Below are 24,408 nucleotides of genomic sequence, written 5' to 3'. Positions count from 1 at the left end.
GACGTTCCGCTAACCTCACGCGCAAATCACAACATATGCCGCGCAACGACGTGGCTGCGGAGGAGACCATGCAGGGATTGATGATGGACATGCCGCTCCTGATCAGCGGCCTGATCCAGTATGCCGCGGACTATCACGGCGAAGCCGAGATCGTCGCGCGCGAGATCGAGGGCGACATCCATCGCTACACCTACGCCGACGCCCATCCACGCATCAAGCGCATGGCGCTGGCGCTGAAGCGGCTCGGCATGAAGCAAGGCGACCGCGTAGGCACCCTCGCCTGGAATACGCACCGCCATTTCGAGATGTTCTATGCCGCGCCCGGCATGGGCTACGTGCTGCACACCATCAATCCGCGGCTGTTCCCCGAGCAGCTCGTCTACATCATCAACCACGCCGAAGACCGGCTGCTGTTCATCGACCGCGCCACGCTGCCGCTGGTCGAGGCGATCGCGCCGCAGTTGAAGACGATCGAGGCCTTCGTCGTGATGTCCTCGCGCGAGCGGATGCCGGAGACCAGGCTTGCGAACGTGCATTGCTACGAGGATCTCCTCGCCAGCGAGAACGACGCCGGTTTCGCCTGGCCGGAGTTCGACGAAAAATCCGCATCCACCATCTGCTACACGTCAGGCACGACGGGCAACCCCAAGGGCGTGATCTACTCGCACCGCGCCGCCATCCTGCAGACGATGACTTGCTGCAATTTCGACTTCCTGCCGGGACATCTCGAAGGCGTACGCGAAGTCATGATGCCGATGGCGCCGCTCTTCCACGGCAACGGCTGGAACATGCCGTTCACCGCGCCTTACACGGGATCAAAGCTGGTGCTGCCCGGCCGCAACTATGAGCCCGACAAGCTCTATGAGCTGCTCGAAGGCGAGAAGGTGACGCTTTCCGCCGGCGTGCCGAGCTTCTGGCTGATCCTGCTCGACTGGCTGGGTCGCACCGGCAATAAATTCTCGACCCTGCGCGCGACGCTGTCGTCCGGCTCGGCGCCGCCGCGCGCGATGGTCGAGAAGCTGAAGCGCGACTATGACATCGACTACGTCCAGGCCTGGGGCATGACCGAGGCCTTGGGCTGCTCGATGCCGGGCTTGCGGCCCGGCTCCGAGCATCTCGGCGACAAGGAGAAATTCGACCGGCGCCAGGTGTCGGGCCGCGCCTGCTTCGGCACATCCTTGCGCATCGTCGACGACGGCGGCAACGAGCTGCCGCGCGACGGCAAGACCGTCGGACATCTGCGAGCACGCGGGCCGTGGGTCGCCTCCGGCTACATGAAGCTCGACGAAGGCCTCGACCGTGACGGCTGGCTGATCACCGGCGACATGGCCGTAATCGATCCACAGGGCCACGTCACGCTGACCGATCGCTCCAAGGACGTGATCAAGTCCGGCGGCGAATGGATTTCCTCGATCCAGCTCGAGGACGTCGCCTTGTCCCACCCTGACGTGCTTCAGGCCGCGGTGGTCGCGATCAGCCATGAAAAATGGCAGGAGCGTCCGCTGCTCCTCGTCGTCCGCAAGAAGGGCGCGACCATTGACGGCAAGACCTTGCTCGACCACATGCGCCCGAAGATCGCGAGCTGGTGGATGCCCGACGCCGTCGAATTCCTGGACGAATTTCCGATGACCGGCACCGGCAAGGTGCTCAAATCCGCGTTGCGCGAGAGGTTCAGGGAGTACCGTGTCGCCTGAAGTACGCGCGCCGCCGCGCGCGGTCTTCATCTTTTGGTAGATTCGACGGCGATATATCGGGGTGTCGCTAACTCCAGGGATCGAGGACGGCATGGCGTTTTCCGGATTGGGCCTGCATCTCGGCAATCTGTCGCGCCTTTCGAATGCGCAGACGCGCTCGATCAGCCCCGAGAATTTCACCGGCGAGAAGGGCCAGGGTGGCATGTCCGTCGATGGCCCCGCCGCACGCCAGGCTCGCGATCTCGGCCAGGGCTGGAAGATCTCGCCCTATGTCGTCGTCGAGCCCGGCGCGACCTTTACGCTCGCCGACATTCAGGGCCAGGGCGCGATCCAGCAGGTCTGGATGACGCTGGCGCGCGGGCGGCTGCGCCATTCGATCCTGCGCATCTACTGGGACGACCAAACGCAGCCAAGCGTGGAATGCCCGGCCGGCGATTTCTTCGCCTGCGGATGGGAGGAGTTCGCACAGGTGTCCTCGCTCGCGGTCTGCGTCAATCCCGGCCGCGCCTTCAACTGTTACTGGGAGATGCCGTTCCGCACGCGCGCGCGCTTCACGCTGGAGAACCGCAGCGAGGAGCAGCTCACGGTCTACTACCAGATCAACTACACGCTCACCGAGGTGCCCGAGGACTGCGCCTATTTCCATGCACAGTTCCGGCGCACCAATCCGCTACCGTACAAGGAGGTCTACACCATCCTCGATGGCGTCAACGGTGCGGGCCACTACGTCGGCACCTATATGGCCTGGGGCGTCAACAACAACGGCTGGTGGGGCGAAGGCGAGATCAAGTTCTTCATCGACGGCGACGGCGCATTCCCGACCATCTGCGGCACCGGCACTGAGGATTATTTCTGCGGTGCCTATAATTTCGATCCCTATGTCGCGCATGCCGGCCAGGGGCAATCCCGCTACCAGGAATTCACCACGCCCTATGCCGGCCTGCCGCAGGTGATCCGTCCCGATGGTGTCTACCAGTCGCAGCAACGCTTCGGCCTGTACCGCTGGCACATCCCGGATCCCGTGCGCTTCCGCTCCGATCTGCGCGTGACGATCCAGGCGCTGGGCTGGCTGCCGGGCGTCAAGGAGGCGAAGTATCTTCCATTGCAGGACGACATCGCCTCGGTCGCGTTCTGGTACCAGGCGCTGCCGACCCCGCCCTTCCCGAAGCTGGCCGATCCCGACTATCTCGAAATCGGCTAGTCGATCAAGGAGACCAAAGATGCTCTATCCAATGTCGACCAAAGTCGTCGAGCTCAAGCGCAAGCTCGAGAGTTTCATGGACCGGCACATCTATCCGAACGAGGAGCGATTCTATCGCGAAGCGGAGGAGCTCGGGCCCTGGAAGGTCTATCCCGTCGTCGAGGAGCTGAAGCCGCTGGCGCGCGCCGAAGGGCTCTGGAATCTGTTCCTGCCGGAGTCCGGCCACGGCGCGGGTCTCACCAATCTCGAATATGCCCCGCTCTGCGAGGTGATGGGGCGCACGCATCTGGCGCCCGAAGTGTTCAACTGCTCGGCGCCCGACACCGGCAACATGGAGGTGCTGGAGCGCTACGGCACGGAGAAGGACAAGGAGCGCTGGCTGAAGCCGCTGCTCGCCGGCGAAATCCGCTCCTGCTTCGCCATGACCGAGCCCGCGGTCGCGTCATCCGATGCGACGAACATCGAAAGCTCGATCGTGCGCGACGGCGACCATTACGTCATCAACGGGCGGAAATGGTACACGACCAACGCCACCGATCCGCGCTGCAAGATCTGCATCTTCATGGGCAAGACCGATCCGGACAATCCCGACCGCCACAAGCAGCAATCCATGATCCTCGTGCCGATGGACACGCCAGGCATCGAGGTCAAGCGTCCCCTCCCCGTGTTCGGCTTCTACGGCGTGCCCGACCGCGCTTCCGAGGTCGTCTTCACCAATGTGCGCGTGCCCAAGGAGAACATGCTGCTGGGCGAAGGCCGCGGCTTCGAGATCGCACAGGGCCGCCTCGGTCCCGGCCGCATCCATCACTGCATGCGGCTGATCGGCCTGGCCGAGCGCACGCTGGAAAAGATGTGCCGCCGCGTGCGCAGCCGCGTCGCCTTCGGCAAGCCGGTCTCGGAGCAGACCGTGACGCAGGAGCGCATCGCGGAAGCCCGCATCATGATCGAGCAAGCCCGGCTGCTGACGCTCAACGCCGCCTATGCGATGGACACGGTCGGCAACAAGGTCGCCAAAGCCGAGATCGCGATGATCAAGGTCGCCGTTCCCAACATGGCCTGCCAGATCATCGACTGGGCCATCCAGGCGCACGGCGGTGGCGGCACATCGAACGATTTTGGCTTGACACAGGCCTACGCGACCGCGCGCCTGCTACGGCTTGCCGATGGGCCGGATGAGGTGCACCGAAACCAGATCGCGCGGTTCGAGCTGAAGAAATACTCGAATGCGTGAGCAGTCGTTGGTTCGTCAGTCCCGATTCGACGCCTGAGCATCGGGGTCTAATCGACGCTTGGCGGCTCCTGGACGGATGCAGATACATTTTGCTTCGAAATTGCTTCGAGCATCGCTCCGAAAATGATGATCGGCAGATAGAACGCAAGCATGATCGTATTCCTCCTGCTGTGACAACCTTGGCCCGCAGGACCAGGTTCCTCAAATTGACGCTCGCCCGCCTCGGAACAATTTCGTCGCTTACCAAGCTACCGACGAAACCGATTCCGACGCTTGCCCGCCTCGGAACAATTTCGTCGCTTACCAAGCTACCGACGAAACCGTTCGCAGGCCGTATCAGGAACGCATCGCGTCAATCGCGTGGGCGATCAGAACGACTGCGCTCGCGGCAATGAGAAACACAAACAACCAGCTCATGTCCGCCTCCGATCCCGGAAGTGAACGCGGTCATCCATGCACAGTCAAAAACCATCGGTCTGGAACCGCTATTCAACGGCTGGCTGATGCTTCGCAGCAACATTTGCGTCCGCTGTCGGCTCTATCGGCAGAATGCCAAAAGGAGCAACGCGCCCACGACGCAGGCTGCTAGGACTAAAAACCAAACGCCCATAAGTCCCCCGACTCACACAAGCGCGTCAGGATTAGCCCTGCGATTTGGCATTGAAACGCCTGTTGGCGGTTTTCCCCAAGCCAGGCGCGATCCATGGGCTCGTTGCGTTAGTCCAATACCTCTACCGTCGCAGAGCGGCCGGCGACGAGCGACATGGTGTCGGGGACATTGTCCAGCGCGATGCGCACGGGGACACGCTGGGCGAGCCGCACCCAGCTGAAGGTCGGGTTGACATTGGCAAGCAGGTTCGCTCCCTCGGCGCGGTCGCGGTCCTCGATGCCGGCGGCGATGCTCTCGACATGGCCCGACAGCGTGACCGTCTCGCCCATCAGGCGGACCCGCACCTTGTCGCCGGTGCGGATGCGCGCGAGCTTTGTCTCTTCGAAATAACCCTCCACATGCAACGTGTCGGTGTCGACCAGCGCCATCACGCCCTTGCCGGCCGTGACGTAGGCGCCGGGACGCAGATCCATGTTGGTGATGACACCGTTCACGGAGGCGTGGACCTCGCTGCGATCGAGGTTGAGCTGGGCGACCGCGCGGTCGGCGACGGCCTGATCGAACGCCGCCTTGGCCTGGAGCTGGGTGGCCAACACCTGCTCCTGCTTCTGCTGCGACACCGCGTCGGTCGTCAGCGTGCTGTAGCGCTTCAAATCGGAATTGGCCTGGTCGAGCGTGGCCTGATGACCCGCCACCGATGCATCGGCTTGCCGCAGGGCCAGCGCGAAACGTTCGCGATCAATCCGGAACAGCACATCGCCGCGATGGACTTTCTGGTTGTCCTTGACCAGCACCTCCGTGACGAATCCGGAGACGTCAGGCGCGACCTGCACCACATCGGCGCGGACGCGGCCGTCGCGGGTCCAGGGCTGCTCCATGTAATAGACCCAAAGCTCACGGCCGACCGCGAGCGCGGCGACGACGGCGAGAACGGTCAGCGCAAGGCGGCCCAACCAGGCGAAATTCCCCTTCATGGCAAAAACTCCGAGAGATAGACGACGCCGCCGAGAAGACAGACGAAAATCGCGAAATCGAACAGCGCACGGTGCCAGACCAGCCGGTACAGGTCGAAGCGCTGCATCAGCCGGCGCAGCACCGCGCTCAGCGCATAAGCGACGATGATCCACAGCAGCAGAGCCGGCACCAGCACGCCATAGATGTCGATCACGTATCTCATGCGGCAACACTCTCGCCTGTACGCGGACGGTAGGCCGGTGCGTCCGGGAACAGGCCGCGGCGGATGCCGACGAGGCCGATCAGAGCGTCTTCGCGCGCGCTGTCATTGGAATCCGTCACCGCCTTGGCCAGGGCCCGATCGACGCTGGTCAACAGCTCGGTCGGCATCCCTCCACCGGCATGGCTGCGGCAAGCGATGGCGAGCTGATCAAGCATGTCGTCGATGACGGCAATGGTGGTCGCCGCAAGCCCATAGCGGGCGCGGCGCAGGTCGATGATATTGATCCCGATTCGAAGCTGCACGAGGCTGTCGGCATCGCGGCGATCGCTTTCGGAGAGGAAGGCGATCCGCTGCACCAGAAGGCCCAGACGGTGCAGCATGAGGCCGGCAAACTCTGCCCGATCATGCTTGCCACGGCGCTCGGCAGCGACCGCGAGCGTCTTCCAGCTCGACAGCACCAGGCGATGGGCGACCCACTCCGCGCCCACGCCGCGCGCGATCCGCGTCACGAGCTCGGCGATCACGACGCCGACGAAGAAGGCGACCGCCGAATTGGCATAGGATGCGAAATCCGCGCTGTAGGTCGATTGCAGCGCCAACAGCGTTGCGGTGTTGGCCGCGAGCGCCATGCCTGTTCCCGCCGTTGCCGGCCGTCCGATCAGGAAGCCGTAGAGCAGAAAGGTCGGCGCCAGCGCGACGATCAGAACCTCGATATGGGAGATCGCCGGCACCAGCGCGAACAGATAGATCGCGACGACCACGATGGCGACCAGCGACCACAGGCCGAAACTGCGGATGAAACGTGCGGGCTCGTCCTGCGCGGCAAAGAAAGAGCACGCGACCGCCGCCATCATCGGCGCCGAGGCGCCGTCGGGCCAGCCGGTCCCGATCCAGAACGCGCAGCAGATCAGGATGGCGGTGGCCGCGCCGGCCGCCGACCACAAGGCAAGGCCGCGGTCGCGATGGCGTACCGGCGCGGCGCCGGCCTCGGAACGGAAGGCCAGATCGAGCGTCGAAACATTGCGGCTCTCGGCGATGGCCTCGCTGAGCACGCGGCAGTCGCGCGAGAGGTCGACAAGCTCGCGCAGCCGCAACAGCAGGCTCGTAGTGATGATCCGCTCCCATGAGGCGCTGTCATCGAGCACCGCCTGTCGCTCTGCAATCATGGCGCGGATCAGCGCGGCCGGTTGCCGCGCGCCGACGTCGCTCGCAATCCATTGCGCAAGAGCCTCCAGCAGCCGCTTCAGCTCGGGCTGCCGGCGCAACGCCTCCTCCCCCAGCGCTGCCAGCCGATCCTCCAGCGAGGCGATCACCGGCAACAGCATCAGCATGCGCAGCCGGATCTCGCCGAGGCCGATCACCGCATTGCGATCGGCCAGCCGGTCATACGCAAGATGGGTGGAAAGCGTGTCGATCTCGACGATGTCGGTCGCAAGCTTGAGGCGGCTGCCGCGGCGCGTTTCACTCGTTCCCTGACGAAGCAGCACCGCCTGGCTCAGGCGCTGCGCATCCGACAGCCAGGCATCGACGCGATTGGCAACGGCCGGCGCGACGCTGCGAGGAAAGACGATGGTGGAGACGAGGCTCGCGCAGATGATGCCAAGGGAAATCTCCTCCACCCGCGCAATGGCGGTATCGAAGATGGCACCGGGCTCGGAGACCGAGGGAAACCCGATCAACGCGACCGTGTATCCCGCCAGCATGAAGACGTAGCTGCGCGGCGTGCCGTCAAGCAGCGACAGATAGAGGCAGAGCCCGACCCAGAGCGCGATCGCGAGGCAAAGCAATTCCGGCGCATCGATCAGGTTCGGCACCAGCGCCACCGTCATGGTGGCGCCGACCAGCGTACCCATGACGCGGAAGAACGCTTTTGAGCTGGTCGCGCCCGCCAGCGGCTGCGAGGTGATGTAGACCGTCGCCATCGCCCAATAGGGCCGCGGCAGGTCCATGGCGAAGGCGATGACGAGCGCCAGCATCGACGCGGCAAACGTCTTCAACGCAAAAATGACGTCCGCGTGGCGGACCAGGAACGGCTCGTCTGCGCGCATGCTATTTCGTCTCTGGACCGGTCTTGGTGTCCTGCAGGCGACTGGCCCGCTGCTCGATGCGCTGAAGAGTTTCGAAGGTTATCGCAAGTTCCTCGGGGCGGATATCCTTGAGCAGGCTCGCCCGGACCCGGCGAAGCACCCGGTTGGTCTCTTCGACCTTGACCTCGCCCGCTTTGGTCAGATGTAGCGTTTTGGCACGGCGGTCGCTCGGATCCTCGCGACGTTCAACCAGCCCCTCGGCCTCGAGCAGATCGATCAACCGGACCAGCGACGGCCCCTCGATGCCGAGCTCGTCGGCGAGCACGCCCTGGCGCACGTTCTCGCCCTGCCGCGACAGCACCAGCAGCGGAATCGCGGTCGCATAGGACAGGCCGTGATCGGACAGCGCCTGATCCGACTCGCGGCGCCAGATGCGGGCCAGTCGCGCGATGAGACGGCCGATCTCGCCGTGGATATGAGCCTGCGAGGGAGCCATGCAAATTAGATAGGACGCGAACTATTAGCCTGCAACTATATAATCCACGTGTCGCAATCGATCACGCAAATGCGAACGAGGACAGCGCTGGATGGGACCGGGTTCCGCGACCGAGGCAAGGGAGACGATGGCGGGCGAGAGCACGCTGACGCTGATCCCGACCTTCGTGGTCGTCGCTGTGGACGCCACGGGCATGGGAATCATCCTGCCGTTGCTGCCGTTCTACTCGCAGCGGCTCGGCGCGACGCCGTTCCTGCTCGGCGCGCTGATCTCGGCCTATGCCGTCTGTCAGCTCGTTGCCGGCCCTGCGGTGGGTATGCTCTCGGATCGCTACGGCCGGCGGAAGGTTCTGGTCGTCAGCCAGATCGGGACTTTCATCGGTTTCATCCTGCTCGCATTGGCGGGCAACCTGACGCTGGTGTTCCTGGCGCGCATCATCGACGGCCTGACCTCAGGCAACATCTCGGTCGCTCACGCCTATGCCGCCGAGCACAGCGCGCCGGCAACACGCAAGCAGGCACTCGGCATGACCAGCGGTGCGATCGGAACCGGGCTGCTGCTCGGCCCAGCTCTCTCGAGCTTCCTCGTGCATTACGGCCAGACCGCGCCGGTGTGGGCCGCGGCCGCGCTCTCGCTGATCAGCATCGTTGCGACGATCGCCCTGCTGCCGCCGGATCACCCGGCGTCCGAGCCGCTCTACCAGCACCGCGTGCCCGAGCCGACGCTGGCCCGCAGCCTGCTCGGCATGCGCTATGCTTGGCGGCTGCTCGGCCTGCTGATCGTGTTCTTCTTCGTCAACTCGATGTTCCTGTCGCAGATCGGCCTGTTCCTGTCGGCGCGGTACTCCTGGGACGGACATCCCTTCGGTGCGCGCGAGCTCGGCTGGATGTTCGCCTATGCCGGTTTCATCAACATGGTGGTTCAGGGTCTTTTGATCAGCCGCGCGAACCTGGTCGCCTCCGACCGGGTCATCGTGATGGCGGCGTTCGCCTGCATGGGTCTTGGATTCGCAGGGCTTGGATTTGCAGGGCTTGGATCCGCGGGACTGGCGGCCGGCAACGACATCGGCCTGCTCGCGGTCGACCTGACGCTGATCATCGTCGGCACCATGTTCGCCCGCAGCACGCTGACGGCGGAGCTGTCGCGCTCGACCGCGATCAACCGCCAGGGCATGATCATGGGCCTCAACCAATCCCTGATGTCGGGCGCGAATATCAGCGCACCGCTCCTGAGCGGCGCGCTGATCGGTCATCGGCTGTTCGCGACCTGGGCGCTCGCCATGGCCGCGATCGCGGCGATCGGCGCGGCGCTGGCGGGCCAGCTGCTGGACACGCCGCGGGCGCGCTAGCGCCCTCGCCTCAGTTCACCACGTAGACGTCGGGATCGAAGCTCGAGCTCGGCTTCTTGAAGGCGTTGCGCAAGGCCGCCGACATCGGGACATTGTAGTTGAGGCCGTTCGGCGGCGTCGGCGATTCCAGCCACTTCCTGTAGAGGACCTCGATCTCCGGGCTCGCATAGAGTTCGGCCGTAGCGCGATCGGCCAGCGCCTTGAACGGCGCATCCTCCCGCCGCAGCATGATCCCGAAGGGCTCGGCCTTTGAGAACGTCTCTTCGCTGATCATGAACAGCGCCGGCTCCTTCGAGCGCGCAATCGCGACCGCAAGCTGGACGTCGTCGAGCGCGTAAGCCTGAGCGCGGTCGGTTTCCAGTAGCAGGAACGCTTCGGCTTGATCGACGGCCGGCATAATTCTGATGCCGAGATTTCGCTCGGTGTTGACCTTGGCAAGCTGATTCAGATTGACCGAGCCTGCCACCGCCGTGACGGCCTTGCCCTTGAGGTCGTCGATCGTGTTGATCTTCGCGGCTTTCTTGGCCGCAAACCGGGTCGCGCTGAGGAAATGCGTGTTGGTGAAGGCGACCTGCTTCTGGCGGTCGGCGTTGTTTGTTGTCGCCGAGCAGTGCAGATCGAGGGTGCCGTTGACCATCAGCGGAATCCGGTTCGACGACGTCACGGCAAGCGTGTCGACGGCAATGTCGGGCATGCCGAGCTGCTTCTTCACGGCATCCACGATTTTGAAGCAGATATCCATCGCGAAGCCGATCGGCTTCTGGTTGCCGTCGAGATAGCTGAAGGGGACCGAGGCCTCCTGATAACCCAGCGTGATCTTCTTGGTCTCCTTGATCTTCTGGAGCGTGCCCGACAGGTCTTCGGCTGAAGCTGCGCCCGCAAGACATGTGACGGCCAGGATAATTGTGGGAAGACGCATCGCAGGGCTCCTCAAGGGGGTCATGGGCTGCGCCGCGGCGCAACTCCAGGGTTCATAGCCCACAGCCCGGATGATCGCCAGACGAGGTTCCGTCTATCAGCTATCGCGGTTTTGTATGTACCACTGCGGGAGAAAATACCGTGCCGCGCCGTCAGGGTTGAGCGCGCTGCAGCGCAGGCGTCTCTGGTCTGACAACCAGTCAGCACAAGTTTTCAGAGTTGGCGCGCAATACCTTGCCTCTCGCGAGGCTGCCTCTCTCCTGCGATTTGATCCCGCATCGATGCCGTGCGCTGCCTCGCCAAAAAGGACCGGTTGCCGTCAGCGCGGCCGGGACAACAAGGGATGGACGGCCGGGTGGCAAGTTCCGGGGAAACGCGTCGCGGCGCGAGCGAGGTGCTGCGCGTCGAAGGGCTGACCGTGCAGTATGGCGCGCTCGTCGCCCTGCGCGACGTGAGCTGGTCAGTCCATAACGACGAGATCCTCGGCATCATTGGCCCGAACGGCGCGGGAAAAAGCAGCTGCTTTGCCGCCGTCACCAATTCCGTCACCCATCGCGGCCGCACATTCCTCGACAAGGCCGACGTCTCGGCGATCCGGACGTTCGACCTCGCCGGCCGCGGCCTGCGCCGCACCTTTCAGCAGAACTCGTTCTTCGGCGAGCTGACTGTCCTGCAGAACGCGGTCTCGGCCATCTTCCGCGATTTCTCGACCGATCTCGCCACATCCCTGTTCGCGCCCTGGCGCGAGGCCACGACGCGCCGCGCAGCCGAACTTGCGGCCGCACAACTGCTCGACTTCTTCGGCATCGCCCGGCAGTACCACGACCAGCTTCCCGGCGACATTCCCTACGGCGTGCAGCGCCTGCTCTCGGTCGCACTCGCCTATGGCACCGGCGCAAAGGTGCTCCTGCTCGATGAACCCGCGGCCGGCCTTAGCGGCGGCGACATGAAGAAGCTCGCCGACGTCCTGATTGGCCTGCGCAAGCGTAACCTCGCCCTCGTCGTCATCGAGCACCACATGGACCTCATCATGTCGATTGCCGATCGCATCGTCATGATCGACCAGGGTGCGATGCTGGCGACGGGAACGCCTGTTGACATCCAGCGCGATCCCCGCGTGCGCGAAGCCTATCTGGGACGCGACGAATGAGCGGCGTACTCCAGAGCGACGGTCTCTCGGTCCGCTACGCAGGCAATGTCGCGGTGTCAGGCGTCAATATCGGCGTGGCCGCGGGGCGAATGGTCGGCCTCGTCGGCGCCAACGGCGCCGGCAAGACCACGCTGGTCAATGCGCTCGCCGGCTGGTCCCGTGGCCGCGCCGTGGTCACCGGCAGCGTCCAGCTCGAAGGACGCAGTATCGAGAAACTCGCCGCGCACGAGCGGGTGGCGCGCGGCCTTACGCTGGTGCCGGAAGGCAAGAACATCTTTGCGGAGCTGACCGTCGACGAGAACCTGGCACTGGTGCGGCCGCCCGCGGACACGACCGGCCGGCATCTCTTCACCATCCCCGAGGTTTTCGAGTTCTTCCCGCGCCTCGCCGAGCGGCGCTCGCACAAGGGCGCGGCGCTCTCCGGCGGCGAGCGGCAGATGCTCGCGGTCGGGCGCGCCTTGCTCGCTGGCCCGCGCGTGCTGATGCTGGACGAGCCTTCCGCGGGCCTCGCGCCCCGGCTGATCACCGACCTGCTCTCCCGCATCCGCCTGCTGGTCGATCGCGGCCTTCCGGTGCTGCTGGTCGAGCAGAACGTCAAGGCGGCGCTGAAGGTGGTCGACCACCTCTACCTGCTCGAACGCGGCAAGATCGTCGGCGAAGGTCCTGCCGACGTCATGGCCGCGGACCATCGCATCATCGAGGCCTATCTCGGCACCATCGCCGATGGAACGCCGGCATGAATATCGCGCAGCAGATCATCAACGGCATCGTGCTTGGCTCCGGTTATGCCTGCATCGCGCTGGGCTGGACCATTCTGCTCGGCGTCGCACGACTGGTGAATTTCGCCCATGGCCAGCTCTACATGCTCGGCGCCTTCGTCACCTGGTACGCCATCACCAAACTGGGCCTGCCCTACCCGCTCGCCATTCTGGTGGCGATCATCGTGCTCGGCGTCATCGGCCTCCTGATGCAGAGCGCGATGATGCGTCTGGTCATGACGCAGAACCTGACCAGCCTGATGATCGTGACGCTCGGCCTCGGCTACGTCCTGCAGGGCGGCAGTGCGCTGATCTTCGGCGGCAATCCGCAGACGCTGCCCGGAACATTGGCGCGCGCCAAGATCGACATCGGTCCGCTCTGGTTCACCTGGCAGGACGTGCTGGTGCTGGTCGTCACCCTTTTTCTTTATGGCGCAGTCTGGCTGTTCACCCAGCGAACCCGCTTCGGCTCGGTCATCCGCGCCGTCGCCGAGGACCCGAAGCTCGCAGAGCTGTTCGGGATCAACGCAAAGTTCGTCTATCTCGGCGTCTTCGTGTTCGAATGTTCCGCGGTCGCACTGGGCGCCGCGCTAGTGGCGCCCCGCTCGCCGATCCTGACCAGCATGGGCTTCAGCGAGGTCATCATGACCTTCGTCGTCGTGGTCCTCGGCGGCATCGGCTCGATCGGTGGTGCGCTCACCGCCGGGCTCGGGCTCGGCCTGTTCACCGCCTTCTTCGGCGCATTTGTCGCGCCGGCTTACACGACGGCAGCGGCCTTTGCGCTGTTGCTGGCGCTGCTCGTGATCCGTCCCGCGGGGCTTGCAACCAAATGACCGCGATCGAATCCCCGCAACCCGCCTCGATCCCGTTCCTGCGCCTCGCCGCAGTCGCGGCATTCGTCGTGATCGGCTTCTTCCTGCCGCGCCTGCTCGGCGGTACCTCAGTCGCCTATTCCACGCTGACCACGATCGCGATCTTCGCGGTGATGTGCTACGGCGCCGACATCGTGCTGTCCTATCTCGGCGAGGTCAGCCTCGGCCACACCGTGTTCTGGGCGATCGGCGGCTATGCGGCCGCGAACCTCTCGGTCAAATACGGCCTGAACGGCTGGGCGACGGCGGCCGCGACGATCGCGCTGTGCCTCACGGCCGCGGCCTTCCTCGGCGCCGTCACCTTGCGGACCCGCGAGTTCGTGTTCTCCCTCGTGACCTATGCGGCCGCCGTGGTCGCCTACGAGATCGCGTTCAACTGGGACGCCGTCGGTGGGTCCGACGGCATCGTCGGCATTCCGCCGCTGAAGCTCCCATTGCTCGTGACCAACTTCTCCGGCGCGATGCAGGAAGATCTCTGGCCGATCGCCTTCGCGCTGCTGCTGCTCACCCTCGCCTTCATCGCGCGCTTCCGCCGCTCGCGGCTGGGCACCACCGCGCTGATGGTACAGATGAACCCCGCGCTGGCCGCAAGCCTCGGCGTCGATCCGCGCCGGATCAGGCTCGCCGTGTTCGTGATCTCAGCACCGATCACCGGGCTTGCCGGCTGGCTTTACGCCTATCAGCGCGCCTATGTCGGCCCGGACATGTTCGAGTCCTACTTCCTCGTCATGATGCTCACCGCGATCGTGCTGGTCGGGCGCCGTATCCTGCTCGGCCCCTTGATCGGCACCGCCCTCCTGATTGCCCAGCAGAACTTGCTGTCGCTCGGCGGCGACTGGAACAAGATCGTGCTGGGATCGGTGCTGGCGCTCGTCCTGATCTTCTGGCCCGCCGGGCTCGTGGGCCTCTACCGCCGTATCACCAAGAAGACGTAGAACGCATTGGGAGGAAGCGCATGCACAAGACGAAACTGGCTCTCGCGCTATTATTGGGTCTCGCATCCGTGCCTGCCGTGGCGCAGGACATCAAGGTCGGCACCATCTTTCCACTAAGCGGCGGCGCCGGCCCTGATGGCCAGACCGTGACCAACGCCGTCAAGCTGATGGTCCAACAGATCAACGACAAGGGCGGCCTGCTCGGCCGCAAGCTGACGGTGATCTCCAAGGATGACGAGAGCACGCCCGCGGTCGGCGTCAGCCGCGCCAACGAGATGGTTGCAGAGAAGGCGGACATCGTCATCGAAGGCTGGAACTCACCGGTCACGTTGGCGATGCAGCCGATTCTTGCCCGCGGCAACATTCTCGACTTCACCGCGGTCTCGAAGTCGGATCTGATCCTCAGCGGCGAGACGAACCCTTACGCGATGCGCATCAACAGCTCGAACGGCTTCGATGCGGAAGTCATCGCAAAATACGTCGCCCAGACGATGAAGGCGAAGAAAATCGCGTTCCTCACCCAGAACGACGTCTATGGCAACGGCTTTCAGACCGCCGTCGAGGCCGAATTCAAGAAGATGAACTTTTCGGGCGAAGTCATCATGACCGAAAAGTTTGCGTTCAAGGACACCGATTTCCGCGTCCAGCTGACCAATATCAAGGGTGCCAATCCAGACGCCGTCATCGTCACTAGTTCGTCGAATTCCTCAGGCCTTCCCGCGCTGGTCGACCAGTATCGCCAGGCCGGCATAAAATCCACCTTCGTCGGCGCCGTCGGCATCATGCTGAGCACCGTGTACAAGGTCGCCGGCGACGCCAACAACGGCGTGATATCGGCCGACATCTTTTTCCCCGATCTGCCGCCGTTCACGACGCAGCCGGAGAGCGTAGCGTTCGTCGCCGCCTACAAGAAGGCCTACGGCGTTGATCCGGACAAGAGCGCCGCGCTCGGCGCCGCCGCCGTGCAGGTGTGGGCGCAGGCGGTCGAACAAACCAAGTCGCTCGATCGCAAGACCGTGGCAGAGGCGATCCGCGGCAAGCCCGTCAAGGGCACCGTGTTCGGCGACGTCCAGTTCCTGCCGAACGGCCAGATGCAGCCGCGCTATGTCGTTTTCGAGGTGGTCGACGGCAAGAGCGCCAAGCTCAAGGCATTGCAGTAACGACGGCACTCGTGCCATTGGAAGCGCTCGCCCGATCGTCAGGCGGGCGTCTTCCTGGTCGCCCCCTACTCGCAGGTAAGCTGCTGCTCGAACCAACCGGAGACGCGCTCCGATAGGGACGGCCACATGCGCTGAAAACTTCCGAGCTTGCCGACATTGGCGCGGTAGATCGCCCGCAACTCCTGCTCGACGGCCGGCAGGTCAACGCCCATGCAGGCCCCGTCCTTCGAGATCGTCTTGCCGGCAACGACAACCTCCTTCACCAGCGACGCATTGCCCCGCGCGAACAGAAGCGCCATGGGGTCGATGGGCATGATCTGATCTCGATCCAGCCGGGCGAGGTCGATCACGACGAAATCGGCGGGATTGCCTGCGACGAGTTCGCCGCTCCCGGGCGCGCCGGTGGCACGACGCCCGTTGCGGACAGCAAGCGCGAACAGCTCGGCCGGCGTCCAGGTCGCCCTGAAGCCGAGGCCGCCATGGGCCATCTGCACCAGCCGCATCTCGCGCAGGATGTCGTCGTCCTCGTCCAGCGCCAACCCGTCGACGCCGACCGCGATGGCGCAGCCACATTCGTGTGCGGCAGCGATCGGGGCGAGCCCCGAGCGCAGATGCATGTTCGAGCTGAAATTGGTGACGATGCGCGCGCCGGAGGCCGCGATCATCTCCAGCTCATCGGGACGGGCGTGGATGCAGTGCGCCAGCGTCAGCCGCTCCGAGAGGAAGCCGATATCGCGCAGCCAGCGCACCATGTCCGGAAAGTTTTGATCGGCCCAGGCGCGCTGGTACACGGTTTCCAGCAGATGCATGTGGATGCGGCGGCCGGTCCGCGCCGAGTTGTCGGCGACCGCCTCCAGCAGCGGCTTCGAGCACCATTGCACACCGGCGGGTCCAAGCTGCACGTCGACCATCGGGCCGGAGATGGCGGCGGCAATCGCATCGGTCAGCTCGATATAGGCTTTCGGAGACATCGGCGCGCGGACAAAGAGGTCTTCGATGGTCTTGCGGTCGTCACTGGGGAGGCCGGAGAGAATCGGCTCGGCATCGCCATAAACGATCGGATTCCGGTCCCGCACCGCGAGGGCAAATGCCACGCGGATGCCGACATCGGATGCCGCCCTCGCAATCGCCTTGGCTTCATCGAGCAACGGCATCGTCCCGCTCGGGCGGGTGTAATGCACCATCATCGCCGCGCAGCCGGCCTTGGCGGAACGGGCCAGCGCAGAGGCCGCGGTCAGATATGGATCGACCGGTGTGCCGAGCGCGGTGCGCAGGATCCAGCTTTCGAGGGGCATGCCGACCGCGCCGAAGGACGACGCTGTCGCGCGGGCGTGGTCATGGGCGTTGACGAAGGCGGGAATGACGAAGGAGCGAGGCCCGCCGGCAGGCATCGCGCCTTCAAGAATGTCGGTGATGATACCGCTATCGTGCCGCAGCACGACATTGTCGGTCACACCGAGATCAGGGCCACGGAACAGGCCGGTTGCCGCAATCTCCGTGGCCATGACGGTCTCTCCAAAGATCTGTGAAGATCAGTTGGCAGTATACACCAGCTCGCGCTCCGCACGCGGCGGCAGGAACTCTCGCGAGAACACCTCTGCCGGGGTCGGCGCGCGGGCGAGCTGATAACCCTCGACCACGATGCCGATGGCGCGCGTCATGCGGTCGTCCTTGATGTCGCCGATGCCGATCTCCTTCATCTCCGGCGAGACGATCAGCTTGTCGAAGGAATATTGCAGCCGGCGCTTCTCGACGGCGACGTCGATCAGATTGTCATAGTTCAGCGCCGCCTTCATGCCGGCGTTCTGGTCCTTGGCCACCGCAATCGCGCCCTTGTTGATGGCGCGGACCAGGCCGGCCACCGCCTTCGGATTGGACGCGATCAGCTTCTTCGAGACCATCACGCCGTTGGAATAGAGATCGAGGCCGTACTCACCGAACGAGAACCATTTGAAATCCTTGTCCGGGTCCTGGCGGTTCAGCACCAGGTTGAAATAGCTGGTGATGTTGAACACGAGCGCGGCGTCGATGTCGCCCTTGATCAGCATCGGCTCCTGCAGGTTCGGGGCCATGTTGGAGATCTTGATCTTCTCGCCGTCGAGCCCGTTCTTGCGGGTGAACACCGGCAACAGGCGCGTCGTCGGCGTGCCCTGCGCGCCGCCCAGCGTGTGGCCCTCAAAATCCTTGATGGTGTTGATGCCGCTGGTCTTCTTGGCGACGATCGCGAACGGCGGCTGGTTCCACATCATGTAGACCATGACGGGCGCCTCCTGCGGCTTGGTCGAGGCGTTCTGGATGATGGCGTTGACGTCGCCGAAGCCGGCGTCATAGGCCCCCGACATCACGCGCGTGACGGTGGCGCCGGAGCCCTCGCCCTGATCGATGACGACGTTGAGGCCTTCCTCTTTGAAATAGCCGTTGTCCTTGGCGTAGAAGAATGCGGCATCGCTGCCTTGCGTCTTCCAGCCCAGCGTGAACTTGATCGTGGTATCCTCGGCCACGGCGGCGCCCGCGGACAGGGCCAATCCCAGCAGCGCGACAGTTACTTTTCTCAACATCGAGACCTCCTCAAGCTTCGTTGCGTGACGGTTCAGAAATTCAGGTGGCGATCGCGTCGTTCTTGCGCGTGGCCCAGCCGGTGACGCGGCCTTCGATCAGCGAGAACACCGCGTAGAGCGCGACACCGAGGCCGGCGAGCACGAACAGGCCAGCGAACACCAGCGGTACGTTGAAATTCGAGGACGCGGTCATCATGACGTTGCCGATGCCTCGGTTGGAGGCGACCGTCTCCGACAGCACCGCGCCGACGAAAGCATAGGAGATCGCGACCTTCAGCGAGGCGAAGAAGAACGGCATGGTCCTGGGCAGACCGACATTCCAGAGGATGTCGAACTTGCTCGCGCCGAGCGCCTTCAACACGTCCTCGAGCTCGGGCTCGGTGGTCGCGAGGCCCGTGGCGATATTGACGACGATCGGGAAGAAGCAGATCGACAGCGCCGTCAGCACCGCCGGCACCGTGCCGGAGCCGAACCACAGCACGAAGATCGGCACCACCGCGACCTTGGGGATCGAGGAGAAGCCGATCAGCAGCGGATAGCAGGTGTCATAGGCCGTCCTGGAGACGCCGATGATGGCGCCGAGGGCGACACCCAACGCAACGCCGAGGACAAAGCCGAACATGGTGGTCGCGAGCGTCTGCACGATGTGCGGCCACAGCACCGGAAAGCGCTGGACCAGCGTGACAAAGACCTGCGACGGCCGCGGCAGCACCAGGTCGGACATGCCGGTCATCAGGCAGAACAGCTCCCAGGCGACGAAGAACAGCACGATCAGTCCCGCCGACCATGCCTTCTGCCTGATATCGATCCCGAACATCAGCCTGTCCCCTGTTGGGCTGCACTGCGCGCATCCTCGATGAAGGCGCGCAGCTTCTGGTTCAGCGCGACAAAATCCGGCTCGAAAGTCATGGTGACGGTGCGCGGCCGCGCGAACTCCACCCGGCTGTCGTCGAGGATGCGGCCCGGACGCGCGCTCATCACGCAGATGCGGCTGGCGAGGAAACCGGCCTCGCGCAGATCGTGCGTCACCAGCAGCACCGTCGGCTTGTGCGTCATCCAGAGGTTCTGGAGGATCGCCCACAGCTCCTCGCGGGTGAACTGGTCGAGCGCGCCGAACGGCTCGTCCAGCAGCAGCATGCGCGGCTCATGGATCAGCGCGCGGCAGAGATTGGCGCGCTGGAGCATGCCGCCCGAAAGCTGCCAGGGATAGCGACTGCCAAATCCCCTAAGACCGACCTGCTCCAGCAGCGCATTGGCCTTGTCGCGAAACTCGGTCTTGCGCAGCTTGCGGAAGTTCGAGCGGAACGGCTCGACGATCTTCAGCGGTAGCATGATGTTCCGCTCGATCGTCATCCACGGCAGCATGGTCGGGTTCTGAAAGGCCATGCCGACGCGCAGCGCCCGTGCCGCGACCTCGCGGCCGCCGACGATGACGACGCCGCTGGTCGGCTGCACCAGGCCGGAGACGAGGCGCAAAATGGTCGATTTGCCGCATCCGGATGGGCCGACCAGTGCGACAAACTCACCGTCGGCGATCCGCAACGTCGTCTTCGACAGAGCGGGCACGGCGCGGTCGCCGCGCCCGAAGGTCACGCTAGGCCTCGGACAGCTCGATGGCGACAGGGCCGGAGCCTTCGGGAACAGGCTGGCCATCAAATTGGGCGTTGGGTTGCATGCGCATCACAGCCAAAGTGTATGCAAGCTGAGTGCCAATCGATCAGTCCCACAGAATCAACGATTTGGCCAACTCCCCGCGGAATGGCCGGATTCGATTTAGGCAATCTGGCCACAGAACTGCATGCAATTGGAGCGCTGGATCGGAGCAACCTTGTGCTAAAGAGAGGTTTCGACCCTCCCCTCAAGGATTCGCCGATGGCGGCGCGCACCACCAGCAAGACCTCTGAATCATCGGACAAGGTCAGCGTGATCTGCCGCGCACTCAGGCGCGCGATCATCGAGCAGGCGCTGGAGCCCGGTGCAAAGCTGCCCGAGGATGCGCTGGGCGAACGTTTCGGCGTCAGCCGCACCATTGCGCGCCATGCGCTGGGACAGCTTGCTGCCGAAGGCCTCGTCGAGCTCCGCCGCAACCGGATCGCGGTGGTGGCGACGCCGAGCTGGCAGGAGGCGCGCGATGCCTTCGACATCCGCATCCAGCTCGAGGGCCTCGTCGTCCGCCAGCTCGCGGGTAAGCTGAGCAAGAGCCAGATCGCCGAGCTGAATGCCCATATTGACGCCGAGGATCGCGCGCGCGGCGGCACAGACGCGGTTTCGATCCGGCTCGCCACCGAATTCCACATCCTGCTCGCGCACATGACGAACAGCCCGATCCTGGTGCGCTATGTCAGCGAGGTCGCCTATCGCTGCTGCCTGACGCTGTCGCTCTACAGCCGACCGCACTCAACCGAATGCGCAATCAACGAGCACCGCGCCATCATCGCATCGCTCGCCAAGGGCGACGAGGCCAAGGTGATGGAATTGATGCATCATCATCTGGATTCCGTGGCCAATCGCGCGTTGGTGGCCCCCACCCCGCAACGTGGCCGCGACCTGCTCGATATTCTCGCGCCCTATGCGGATGAAGTGACGGGCGACCGCGTCGTCAAGCTGCCGAAAGTGGCTCGTCGCTAAAGCGCAGTGAATTGCGCTTTAGCTTTTCGTTTTGCGCATGATCTTGTCGGAAAACCGCTACACACTTTTCCGGATCATGCGCTTGTTAAGCCTCGATCCCGCGCTGGACCAGGATACGCTCGGCGCTGTCGTTCCAGACGTCCATCTTCACGATCTGCCCGCCCCGCACGACGAAGCGATCGACATAGCGGTTGCCCTCGAACGGCGTGCCGTCCATCCACTCGCCATGGAGCGTGCCGACGCTGTAGACGACCGTCTCGTCCGCGCCGGGGCAGACGTCGAACCGGTCCATCTTCTTCTTGACCCAGCGATAGCGCTTCGCATTGAAGCCTGTCGGGCCGCGCGGATGATCGAACTCGCGCCCGCCGGTAAACGTGATCACCGTGCCCGGCTTCATATAGGCCGCGGCGGCATCGGGATCGGGTATCATCGACGCCGTGAGATAGGCCTCCACGATCTCTGCGTCGGTCATCGGGCGTTCGGCTTTTGCGGGGACAGACATGGCGGGCTCTCCGAGGTGCCGGCATTCTACAATTCACGCCGCAAAGTGCATGCACATTTTTTGAACAATTTGGTGGCATAACTGCACACAATCTGGAGCTGCCAGCTTCCAAAGCTTCCGCTAGGCTACCACAGCTGAATCCGACGCCATGACCGCCCAACCCGCCTTCGACCTGATCTTCCGCAACACACTGTTGCGATCATCCGCCGCACCCGTCGATATCGGCGTGAAGGGCGGCCGCATCGCCGCGATCGAGCCACGGCTTGCCTGCGAGACCGTCGAGGTCGATGTCGGCGGGCGCCTCGCCCTGCCCGGGTTCGTCGACACCCACATTCATCTCGACAAGGCCTGCCTGCTCGGCCGCTGCGGGCACGATCACGGCAGCGTCTCGGACGCGATCCGCGCCGTGGCCGGGATGAAGAAGGACTTTACGGTCGAGGACGTCTACGCGCGCGGCGCAAAAGTGCTCGAACGCGCGATCGTGCACGGCACGACCCGCATGCGGACCCATGTCGAGATCGACCCGCGGATCGGCCTGCGCGGCTTCGAGGCCGTCAAGGCGCTGAAGCGCGACTATGGCTGGGCCATCGACCTGTCGCTCTGTGTCTTCCCGCAGGAAGGCCTGACCAACGATCCCGCCAGCGAAGAGCTACTGGTGCAGGCGCTGCGCGACGGCGGCGATGCAATCGGCGGCTGTCCCTACATGGACACCGACCCGAACGCGCACCTCGAGCGCATCTTCGATCTCGCACAGGAATTCGACGTCGACGTCGACCTCCATCTCGATTTCGACCTCGACCCCTCCTGGTGGCACCTCGACGAGGTCTGCCGGCAGACCGAGCGGCGCAGCTACGGGGGACGCGTGGCGATCGGTCATGCCACAAAGCTCTCGGCGCTGCCGCCTGAGCGGATGAAGGCGGCCAGCGCGCAACTGGCGAGATCAGGCGTTGCCGTCACCGTGCTGCCCGCAACCGATCTCTATCTGATGGGCCGCGAAGCCACCCACAACGTGCCGCGCGGACTGACGCTTGCGCACAAGCTGGCCGGCGACGGCGTGCTGTGCTCGGTCGCCACCAACAACGTGCTCAACCCGTTCACGCCGTTCGGCGACGCATCGCTGCTGCGGATGGCAAATTTCTACGCCAACGTCGCGCACGCCTCGGTCAGCGAGTTCGATACCTGTCTCGATCTCGTGACCGAGCTGCCGGCGCGGCTGATGAACCTTGGCGATTACGGCATCAAGGTCGGCAACCCCGCAGACCTCGTCGTGCTCGATACCCAGGACAGCCGCTTCGCGATCGCCGAGCTGCCGGACATCGTGATGGGCTTCAAGGCTGGCCGGCAGACGTTCGAGCGGCAGCGGCCCACCTTGTTCGGGCCGGGCTGACCGACTTTCCGCGCCTTGCGCCCTGCCCGCAGCTTGCGCGATGATCATCACAATCGACCAACGGAGCAGCCGGATGGCCTTCGACACGATCTTCCTGAACGCGCGCCTCGACGGCGGAGCCCGGCATCACATCGCCGTCGCCGACGGCCGCATCGCCGCGATCACGTCCGTCGATGAGCGTCCCGCCGCGAACGAGACCATCGACCTCGGCAACGCCCTCGTCGTTCCCGGCTTCGTCGAAGGCCACATCCATCTCGACACCAGCTTCTATGGCGACGCCTGGCGTCCGCACAAGCCATGCACCAACGGGTTCGACGTGCATGAGCGCGTCGCCTTCCAGGCCCAGAACATGGCCGTATCAGCGCCGATGGATGTGCGCGCGCGCAACCAGCTCGATCTCTGCATCGGCCACGGCACCACGCAGATGCGCAGCCACGTCATGGTCGACGGCTCGGTCGGCCTCAAATCGCTCGAGACGATCTTGCGCGTGCGCGAGGAATATCGCGGCCTGATCGACATCCAGCTCGTCGCCTTCCCCCAGAGCGGCATCCTGATGAGCCCGGGTACGCCGCAATTGCTGGACGAGGCCATCGGGCTCGGCGCCGATCTCGTCGGCGGGCTCGATCCCGCAAGCTTCGATCGCGACATCGAGAAGCATCTCGACGTCGTATTCGGCGTGGCCGGCAAGCACGGCGTGGACGTCGACATCCATCTGCATGACATGGGCACGCTTGGCGCGTTCGAAATCGAGCAGATCGCAGCGCGCACCCGCGCGCTCGGCATGGAGGGACGCGTTGCCGTCAGCCATGCTTACGGGCTCGGCGACATCTCCATGGATCAGCTCAAGAGGATCGCCGACACCCTCGCCCGCTCGGGCGTCGCGATCATGACCAATGCGCCGGGCGCCCGGCCCTTCCCGCCGATCCTGGCCCTGCGCAATGCCGGCGTCACCGTCTTCAGCGGCAACGACAACATCCGCGATTCCTGGTGGCCCTATGGCGACGGCGACATGCTGCGCCGGGCCACGACGCTCGGCTATCGCTCGGGCTTCAACATCGATGAAGAGCTGCGTATCGCGTTCGATGTCGTCAGCGTATCAGGCGCAAGAGCGCTGCGGCTCGAAGGCTATGGCCTGCGCGTCGGCGCCAAAGCCGATTTCGTGACACTGAATGCCGAGCATATTCCTGAAGCCGTTGTCGGAGTGCCGCAAGGGCGCTCCGTGTACAAGGAAGGCAAGCTCGTCGCATGCGACGGTAAGATTGTCGGGAAGCGCGGCTGATGATCGGATCTTTTCCGTTCGATTATACCGCTAGCCTTCGTTACCCCCGAATCCGGTAGAATCCCTGACCGTAAATGCGCGCATTGCACGACGGGCCAAGGAGATCATACTAGGACTCGCACTGACATCTGCGTTCTCCGGGGAAGTATCGAATGTTCAGCGCATTCAGCAGCATCGATTACCATTCCATCCGGGCCAATACACCCGCCGAGATGGCCATCAAGCGACTGACCGGCATCGGCGAAGTCCTGTCGGGCATCGACATATCGGCAATCCACACGCAGGACGACATGGCCCGCGCGCTGTTGACGCTCGATACCGCCGACAAATGCATTCGCACGATTCTCACCGAGTTCCGCACCGAGCGTACCGCGGAAGTCGTCCGCGAAGCCACGAGCCTGATCAGCCTGATCGAGCTCGCGCGCGACGAACTCTCGGACTACGCGACGGCAGCAGAGGCTTGAGCTGAAGCGCGCC

22 protein-coding genes and 1 pseudogene are annotated in these 24,408 nt (G+C 64.3%); 13 read left to right on the top strand and 10 right to left on the bottom strand.

Going from position 1 to position 24,408, the window contains the following annotated elements:
* The first annotated feature begins 68 nt into the window (after positions 1-68).
* The 3 genes from AB7008_RS22305 to AB7008_RS22295 all read left to right on the top strand — a co-directional run bounded on the left by AB7008_RS22305 (position 69) and on the right by AB7008_RS22295 (position 4,126).
* Positions 69-1,694, top strand: coding sequence for a long-chain fatty acid--CoA ligase (locus AB7008_RS22305; RefSeq protein WP_304493875.1), 1,626 nt, complete (start codon positions 69-71; stop codon positions 1,692-1,694).
* A 91-nt stretch (positions 1,695-1,785) separates the two neighbouring features.
* The gene (locus AB7008_RS22300; protein WP_304493874.1) at positions 1,786-2,895 is read left to right on the top strand and encodes a glycoside hydrolase family 172 protein; all 1,110 of its coding nucleotides are present in this window, start codon (positions 1,786-1,788) and stop codon (positions 2,893-2,895) included.
* Between the two features lie 19 nt (positions 2,896-2,914).
* Complete coding sequence (locus tag AB7008_RS22295) at positions 2,915-4,126, top strand: acyl-CoA dehydrogenase family protein (RefSeq protein ID WP_304493873.1); 1,212 nt, start codon at positions 2,915-2,917, stop codon at positions 4,124-4,126.
* Between the two features lie 717 nt (positions 4,127-4,843).
* Here AB7008_RS22295 and AB7008_RS22290 read toward each other — a convergent pair.
* From AB7008_RS22290 to AB7008_RS22275, 4 genes are read right to left on the bottom strand one after another with little or no spacing between them, the layout of a single operon-like run.
* Positions 4,844-5,710, bottom strand: a complete 867-nt coding sequence (locus tag AB7008_RS22290; RefSeq protein WP_212482260.1) for an efflux RND transporter periplasmic adaptor subunit — start codon at positions 5,708-5,710, stop codon at positions 4,844-4,846.
* Positions 5,707-5,913: a DUF1656 domain-containing protein gene (locus AB7008_RS22285; RefSeq protein ID WP_014496057.1), complete on the bottom strand. Its 207-nt coding sequence runs from the start codon at positions 5,911-5,913 to the stop codon at positions 5,707-5,709. Before AB7008_RS22285 ends, AB7008_RS22290 begins: the two co-directional genes overlap by 4 nt.
* Positions 5,910-7,961 (bottom strand): FUSC family protein, encoded by a 2,052-nt coding sequence (locus AB7008_RS22280; protein ID WP_441259545.1) that lies wholly within the window; start codon positions 7,959-7,961, stop codon positions 5,910-5,912. Before AB7008_RS22280 ends, AB7008_RS22285 begins: the two co-directional genes overlap by 4 nt.
* Before the next feature lies 1 nt (position 7,962).
* Complete coding sequence (locus AB7008_RS22275) at positions 7,963-8,436, bottom strand: MarR family winged helix-turn-helix transcriptional regulator (protein ID WP_014496059.1); 474 nt, start codon at positions 8,434-8,436, stop codon at positions 7,963-7,965.
* Positions 8,437-8,527: 91 nt separating this feature from the next.
* Here AB7008_RS22275 and AB7008_RS22270 point away from each other — a divergent pair, with 91 nt between their 5' ends.
* Positions 8,528-9,784: an MFS transporter gene (locus AB7008_RS22270; protein ID WP_441259544.1), complete on the top strand. Its 1,257-nt coding sequence runs from the start codon at positions 8,528-8,530 to the stop codon at positions 9,782-9,784.
* A gap of 10 nt (positions 9,785-9,794) precedes the next feature.
* Here AB7008_RS22270 and AB7008_RS22265 read toward each other — a convergent pair whose 3' ends face one another.
* Positions 9,795-10,703 (bottom strand): amino acid ABC transporter substrate-binding protein, encoded by a 909-nt coding sequence (locus AB7008_RS22265; RefSeq protein ID WP_441259543.1) that lies wholly within the window; start codon positions 10,701-10,703, stop codon positions 9,795-9,797.
* Between the two features lie 354 nt (positions 10,704-11,057).
* Here AB7008_RS22265 and AB7008_RS22260 point away from each other — a divergent pair, with 354 nt between their 5' ends.
* From AB7008_RS22260 to AB7008_RS22240, 5 genes are read left to right on the top strand one after another with little or no spacing between them, the layout of a single operon-like run.
* A complete protein-coding gene (locus AB7008_RS22260) occupies positions 11,058-11,852 on the top strand; it encodes an ABC transporter ATP-binding protein (protein WP_304493868.1) in 795 nt (264 codons plus the stop codon).
* Positions 11,849-12,592, top strand: a complete 744-nt coding sequence (locus tag AB7008_RS22255) for an ABC transporter ATP-binding protein (RefSeq protein WP_028159289.1) — start codon at positions 11,849-11,851, stop codon at positions 12,590-12,592. The genes AB7008_RS22260 and AB7008_RS22255 overlap by 4 nt, the downstream gene beginning before the upstream one ends.
* Positions 12,589-13,443, top strand: coding sequence for a branched-chain amino acid ABC transporter permease (locus AB7008_RS22250; protein WP_441259542.1), 855 nt, complete (start codon positions 12,589-12,591; stop codon positions 13,441-13,443). The genes AB7008_RS22255 and AB7008_RS22250 overlap by 4 nt, the downstream gene beginning before the upstream one ends.
* Positions 13,440-14,417, top strand: coding sequence for a branched-chain amino acid ABC transporter permease (locus AB7008_RS22245; RefSeq protein WP_441259541.1), 978 nt, complete (start codon positions 13,440-13,442; stop codon positions 14,415-14,417). The genes AB7008_RS22250 and AB7008_RS22245 overlap by 4 nt, the downstream gene beginning before the upstream one ends.
* Positions 14,418-14,437: 20 nt before the next feature.
* Positions 14,438-15,577, top strand: a complete 1,140-nt coding sequence (locus AB7008_RS22240) for an ABC transporter substrate-binding protein (RefSeq protein WP_041957648.1) — start codon at positions 14,438-14,440, stop codon at positions 15,575-15,577.
* 65 nt (positions 15,578-15,642) lie between these two features.
* On the opposite strand, the gene AB7008_RS22235 is transcribed toward AB7008_RS22240, so the two are convergent.
* The 4 genes and pseudogenes from AB7008_RS22235 to AB7008_RS22220 all read right to left on the bottom strand — a co-directional run bounded on the left by AB7008_RS22235 (position 15,643) and on the right by AB7008_RS22220 (position 19,816).
* Entirely contained in the window at positions 15,643-17,082 is a 1,440-nt protein-coding gene (locus tag AB7008_RS22235; protein WP_441259540.1) for an amidohydrolase family protein, read from the bottom strand.
* A gap of 27 nt (positions 17,083-17,109) precedes the next feature.
* Positions 17,110-18,135 (bottom strand): ABC transporter substrate-binding protein, encoded by a 1,026-nt coding sequence (locus tag AB7008_RS22230; RefSeq protein ID WP_014496069.1) that lies wholly within the window; start codon positions 18,133-18,135, stop codon positions 17,110-17,112.
* A 40-nt stretch (positions 18,136-18,175) separates the two neighbouring features.
* Positions 18,176-18,952, bottom strand: coding sequence for an ABC transporter permease (locus AB7008_RS22225; protein ID WP_304493862.1), 777 nt, complete (start codon positions 18,950-18,952; stop codon positions 18,176-18,178).
* Positions 18,952-19,816: pseudogene (locus AB7008_RS22220) on the bottom strand (ABC transporter ATP-binding protein). The gene AB7008_RS22225 and the pseudogene AB7008_RS22220 overlap by 1 nt, the downstream one beginning before the upstream one ends.
* A gap of 191 nt (positions 19,817-20,007) precedes the next feature.
* On the opposite strand from AB7008_RS22220, the gene AB7008_RS22215 reads away from it, so the two are divergent.
* Entirely contained in the window at positions 20,008-20,763 is a 756-nt protein-coding gene (locus AB7008_RS22215) for a GntR family transcriptional regulator (RefSeq protein WP_441259539.1), read from the top strand.
* Positions 20,764-20,848: 85 nt separating this feature from the next.
* On the opposite strand, the gene AB7008_RS22210 is transcribed toward AB7008_RS22215, so the two are convergent.
* Positions 20,849-21,265: a nuclear transport factor 2 family protein gene (locus tag AB7008_RS22210; RefSeq protein WP_304493859.1), complete on the bottom strand. Its 417-nt coding sequence runs from the start codon at positions 21,263-21,265 to the stop codon at positions 20,849-20,851.
* 148 nt (positions 21,266-21,413) lie between these two features.
* Here AB7008_RS22210 and AB7008_RS22205 point away from each other — a divergent pair, with 148 nt between their 5' ends.
* From AB7008_RS22205 to AB7008_RS22195, 3 genes are all read left to right on the top strand, one after another.
* Positions 21,414-22,652 carry an amidohydrolase family protein gene (locus tag AB7008_RS22205; RefSeq protein ID WP_441259538.1) on the top strand — a complete coding sequence of 413 codons (1,239 nt, stop codon included), beginning with the start codon at positions 21,414-21,416 and terminating at the stop codon, positions 22,650-22,652.
* A 73-nt stretch (positions 22,653-22,725) separates the two neighbouring features.
* Positions 22,726-23,931, top strand: a complete 1,206-nt coding sequence (locus AB7008_RS22200) for an amidohydrolase family protein (RefSeq protein ID WP_304493857.1) — start codon at positions 22,726-22,728, stop codon at positions 23,929-23,931.
* A gap of 152 nt (positions 23,932-24,083) precedes the next feature.
* The gene (locus tag AB7008_RS22195) at positions 24,084-24,395 is read left to right on the top strand and encodes a hypothetical protein (protein ID WP_028159300.1); all 312 of its coding nucleotides are present in this window, start codon (positions 24,084-24,086) and stop codon (positions 24,393-24,395) included.
* Positions 24,396-24,408: the final 13 nt, after the last annotated feature.

It is taken from the genome of Bradyrhizobium sp. 521_C7_N1_3 (assembly GCF_052075975.1).
In the GTDB taxonomy this organism is placed as follows: domain Bacteria; phylum Pseudomonadota; class Alphaproteobacteria; order Rhizobiales; family Xanthobacteraceae; genus Bradyrhizobium; species Bradyrhizobium japonicum.
The sequence above is the reverse complement of the archived record's forward strand: the minus strand, read 5'-3'. Positions and strand labels throughout refer to the sequence as shown.

Excerpts from the sequence above, each read along its gene's own strand:
- AB7008_RS22305 (WP_304493875.1), top strand. The coding sequence starts at position 69 with ATGCAGGGATTGATGATGGACATGCCGCTCCTGATCAGCGGCCTGATC.
- AB7008_RS22300 (WP_304493874.1), top strand. The coding sequence starts at position 1,786 with ATGGCGTTTTCCGGATTGGGCCTGCATCTCGGCAATCTGTCGCGCCTT.
- AB7008_RS22295 (WP_304493873.1), top strand. The coding sequence starts at position 2,915 with ATGCTCTATCCAATGTCGACCAAAGTCGTCGAGCTCAAGCGCAAGCTC.
- AB7008_RS22290 (WP_212482260.1), bottom strand. The coding sequence starts at position 5,710 with ATGAAGGGGAATTTCGCCTGGTTGGGCCGCCTTGCGCTGACCGTTCTC.
- AB7008_RS22285 (WP_014496057.1), bottom strand. The coding sequence starts at position 5,913 with ATGAGATACGTGATCGACATCTATGGCGTGCTGGTGCCGGCTCTGCTG.
- AB7008_RS22280 (WP_441259545.1), bottom strand. The coding sequence starts at position 7,961 with ATGCGCGCAGACGAGCCGTTCCTGGTCCGCCACGCGGACGTCATTTTT.
- AB7008_RS22275 (WP_014496059.1), bottom strand. The coding sequence starts at position 8,436 with ATGGCTCCCTCGCAGGCTCATATCCACGGCGAGATCGGCCGTCTCATC.
- AB7008_RS22270 (WP_441259544.1), top strand. The coding sequence starts at position 8,528 with ATGGGACCGGGTTCCGCGACCGAGGCAAGGGAGACGATGGCGGGCGAG.
- AB7008_RS22265 (WP_441259543.1), bottom strand. The coding sequence starts at position 10,703 with ATGCGTCTTCCCACAATTATCCTGGCCGTCACATGTCTTGCGGGCGCA.
- AB7008_RS22255 (WP_028159289.1), top strand. The coding sequence starts at position 11,849 with ATGAGCGGCGTACTCCAGAGCGACGGTCTCTCGGTCCGCTACGCAGGC.
- AB7008_RS22250 (WP_441259542.1), top strand. The coding sequence starts at position 12,589 with ATGAATATCGCGCAGCAGATCATCAACGGCATCGTGCTTGGCTCCGGT.
- AB7008_RS22245 (WP_441259541.1), top strand. The coding sequence starts at position 13,440 with ATGACCGCGATCGAATCCCCGCAACCCGCCTCGATCCCGTTCCTGCGC.
- AB7008_RS22240 (WP_041957648.1), top strand. The coding sequence starts at position 14,438 with ATGCACAAGACGAAACTGGCTCTCGCGCTATTATTGGGTCTCGCATCC.
- AB7008_RS22235 (WP_441259540.1), bottom strand. The coding sequence starts at position 17,082 with ATGGCCACGGAGATTGCGGCAACCGGCCTGTTCCGTGGCCCTGATCTC.
- AB7008_RS22230 (WP_014496069.1), bottom strand. The coding sequence starts at position 18,135 with ATGTTGAGAAAAGTAACTGTCGCGCTGCTGGGATTGGCCCTGTCCGCG.
- AB7008_RS22225 (WP_304493862.1), bottom strand. The coding sequence starts at position 18,952 with ATGTTCGGGATCGATATCAGGCAGAAGGCATGGTCGGCGGGACTGATC.
- AB7008_RS22215 (WP_441259539.1), top strand. The coding sequence starts at position 20,008 with ATGGCGGCGCGCACCACCAGCAAGACCTCTGAATCATCGGACAAGGTC.
- AB7008_RS22210 (WP_304493859.1), bottom strand. The coding sequence starts at position 21,265 with ATGTCTGTCCCCGCAAAAGCCGAACGCCCGATGACCGACGCAGAGATC.
- AB7008_RS22205 (WP_441259538.1), top strand. The coding sequence starts at position 21,414 with ATGACCGCCCAACCCGCCTTCGACCTGATCTTCCGCAACACACTGTTG.
- AB7008_RS22200 (WP_304493857.1), top strand. The coding sequence starts at position 22,726 with ATGGCCTTCGACACGATCTTCCTGAACGCGCGCCTCGACGGCGGAGCC.
- AB7008_RS22195 (WP_028159300.1), top strand. The coding sequence starts at position 24,084 with ATGTTCAGCGCATTCAGCAGCATCGATTACCATTCCATCCGGGCCAAT.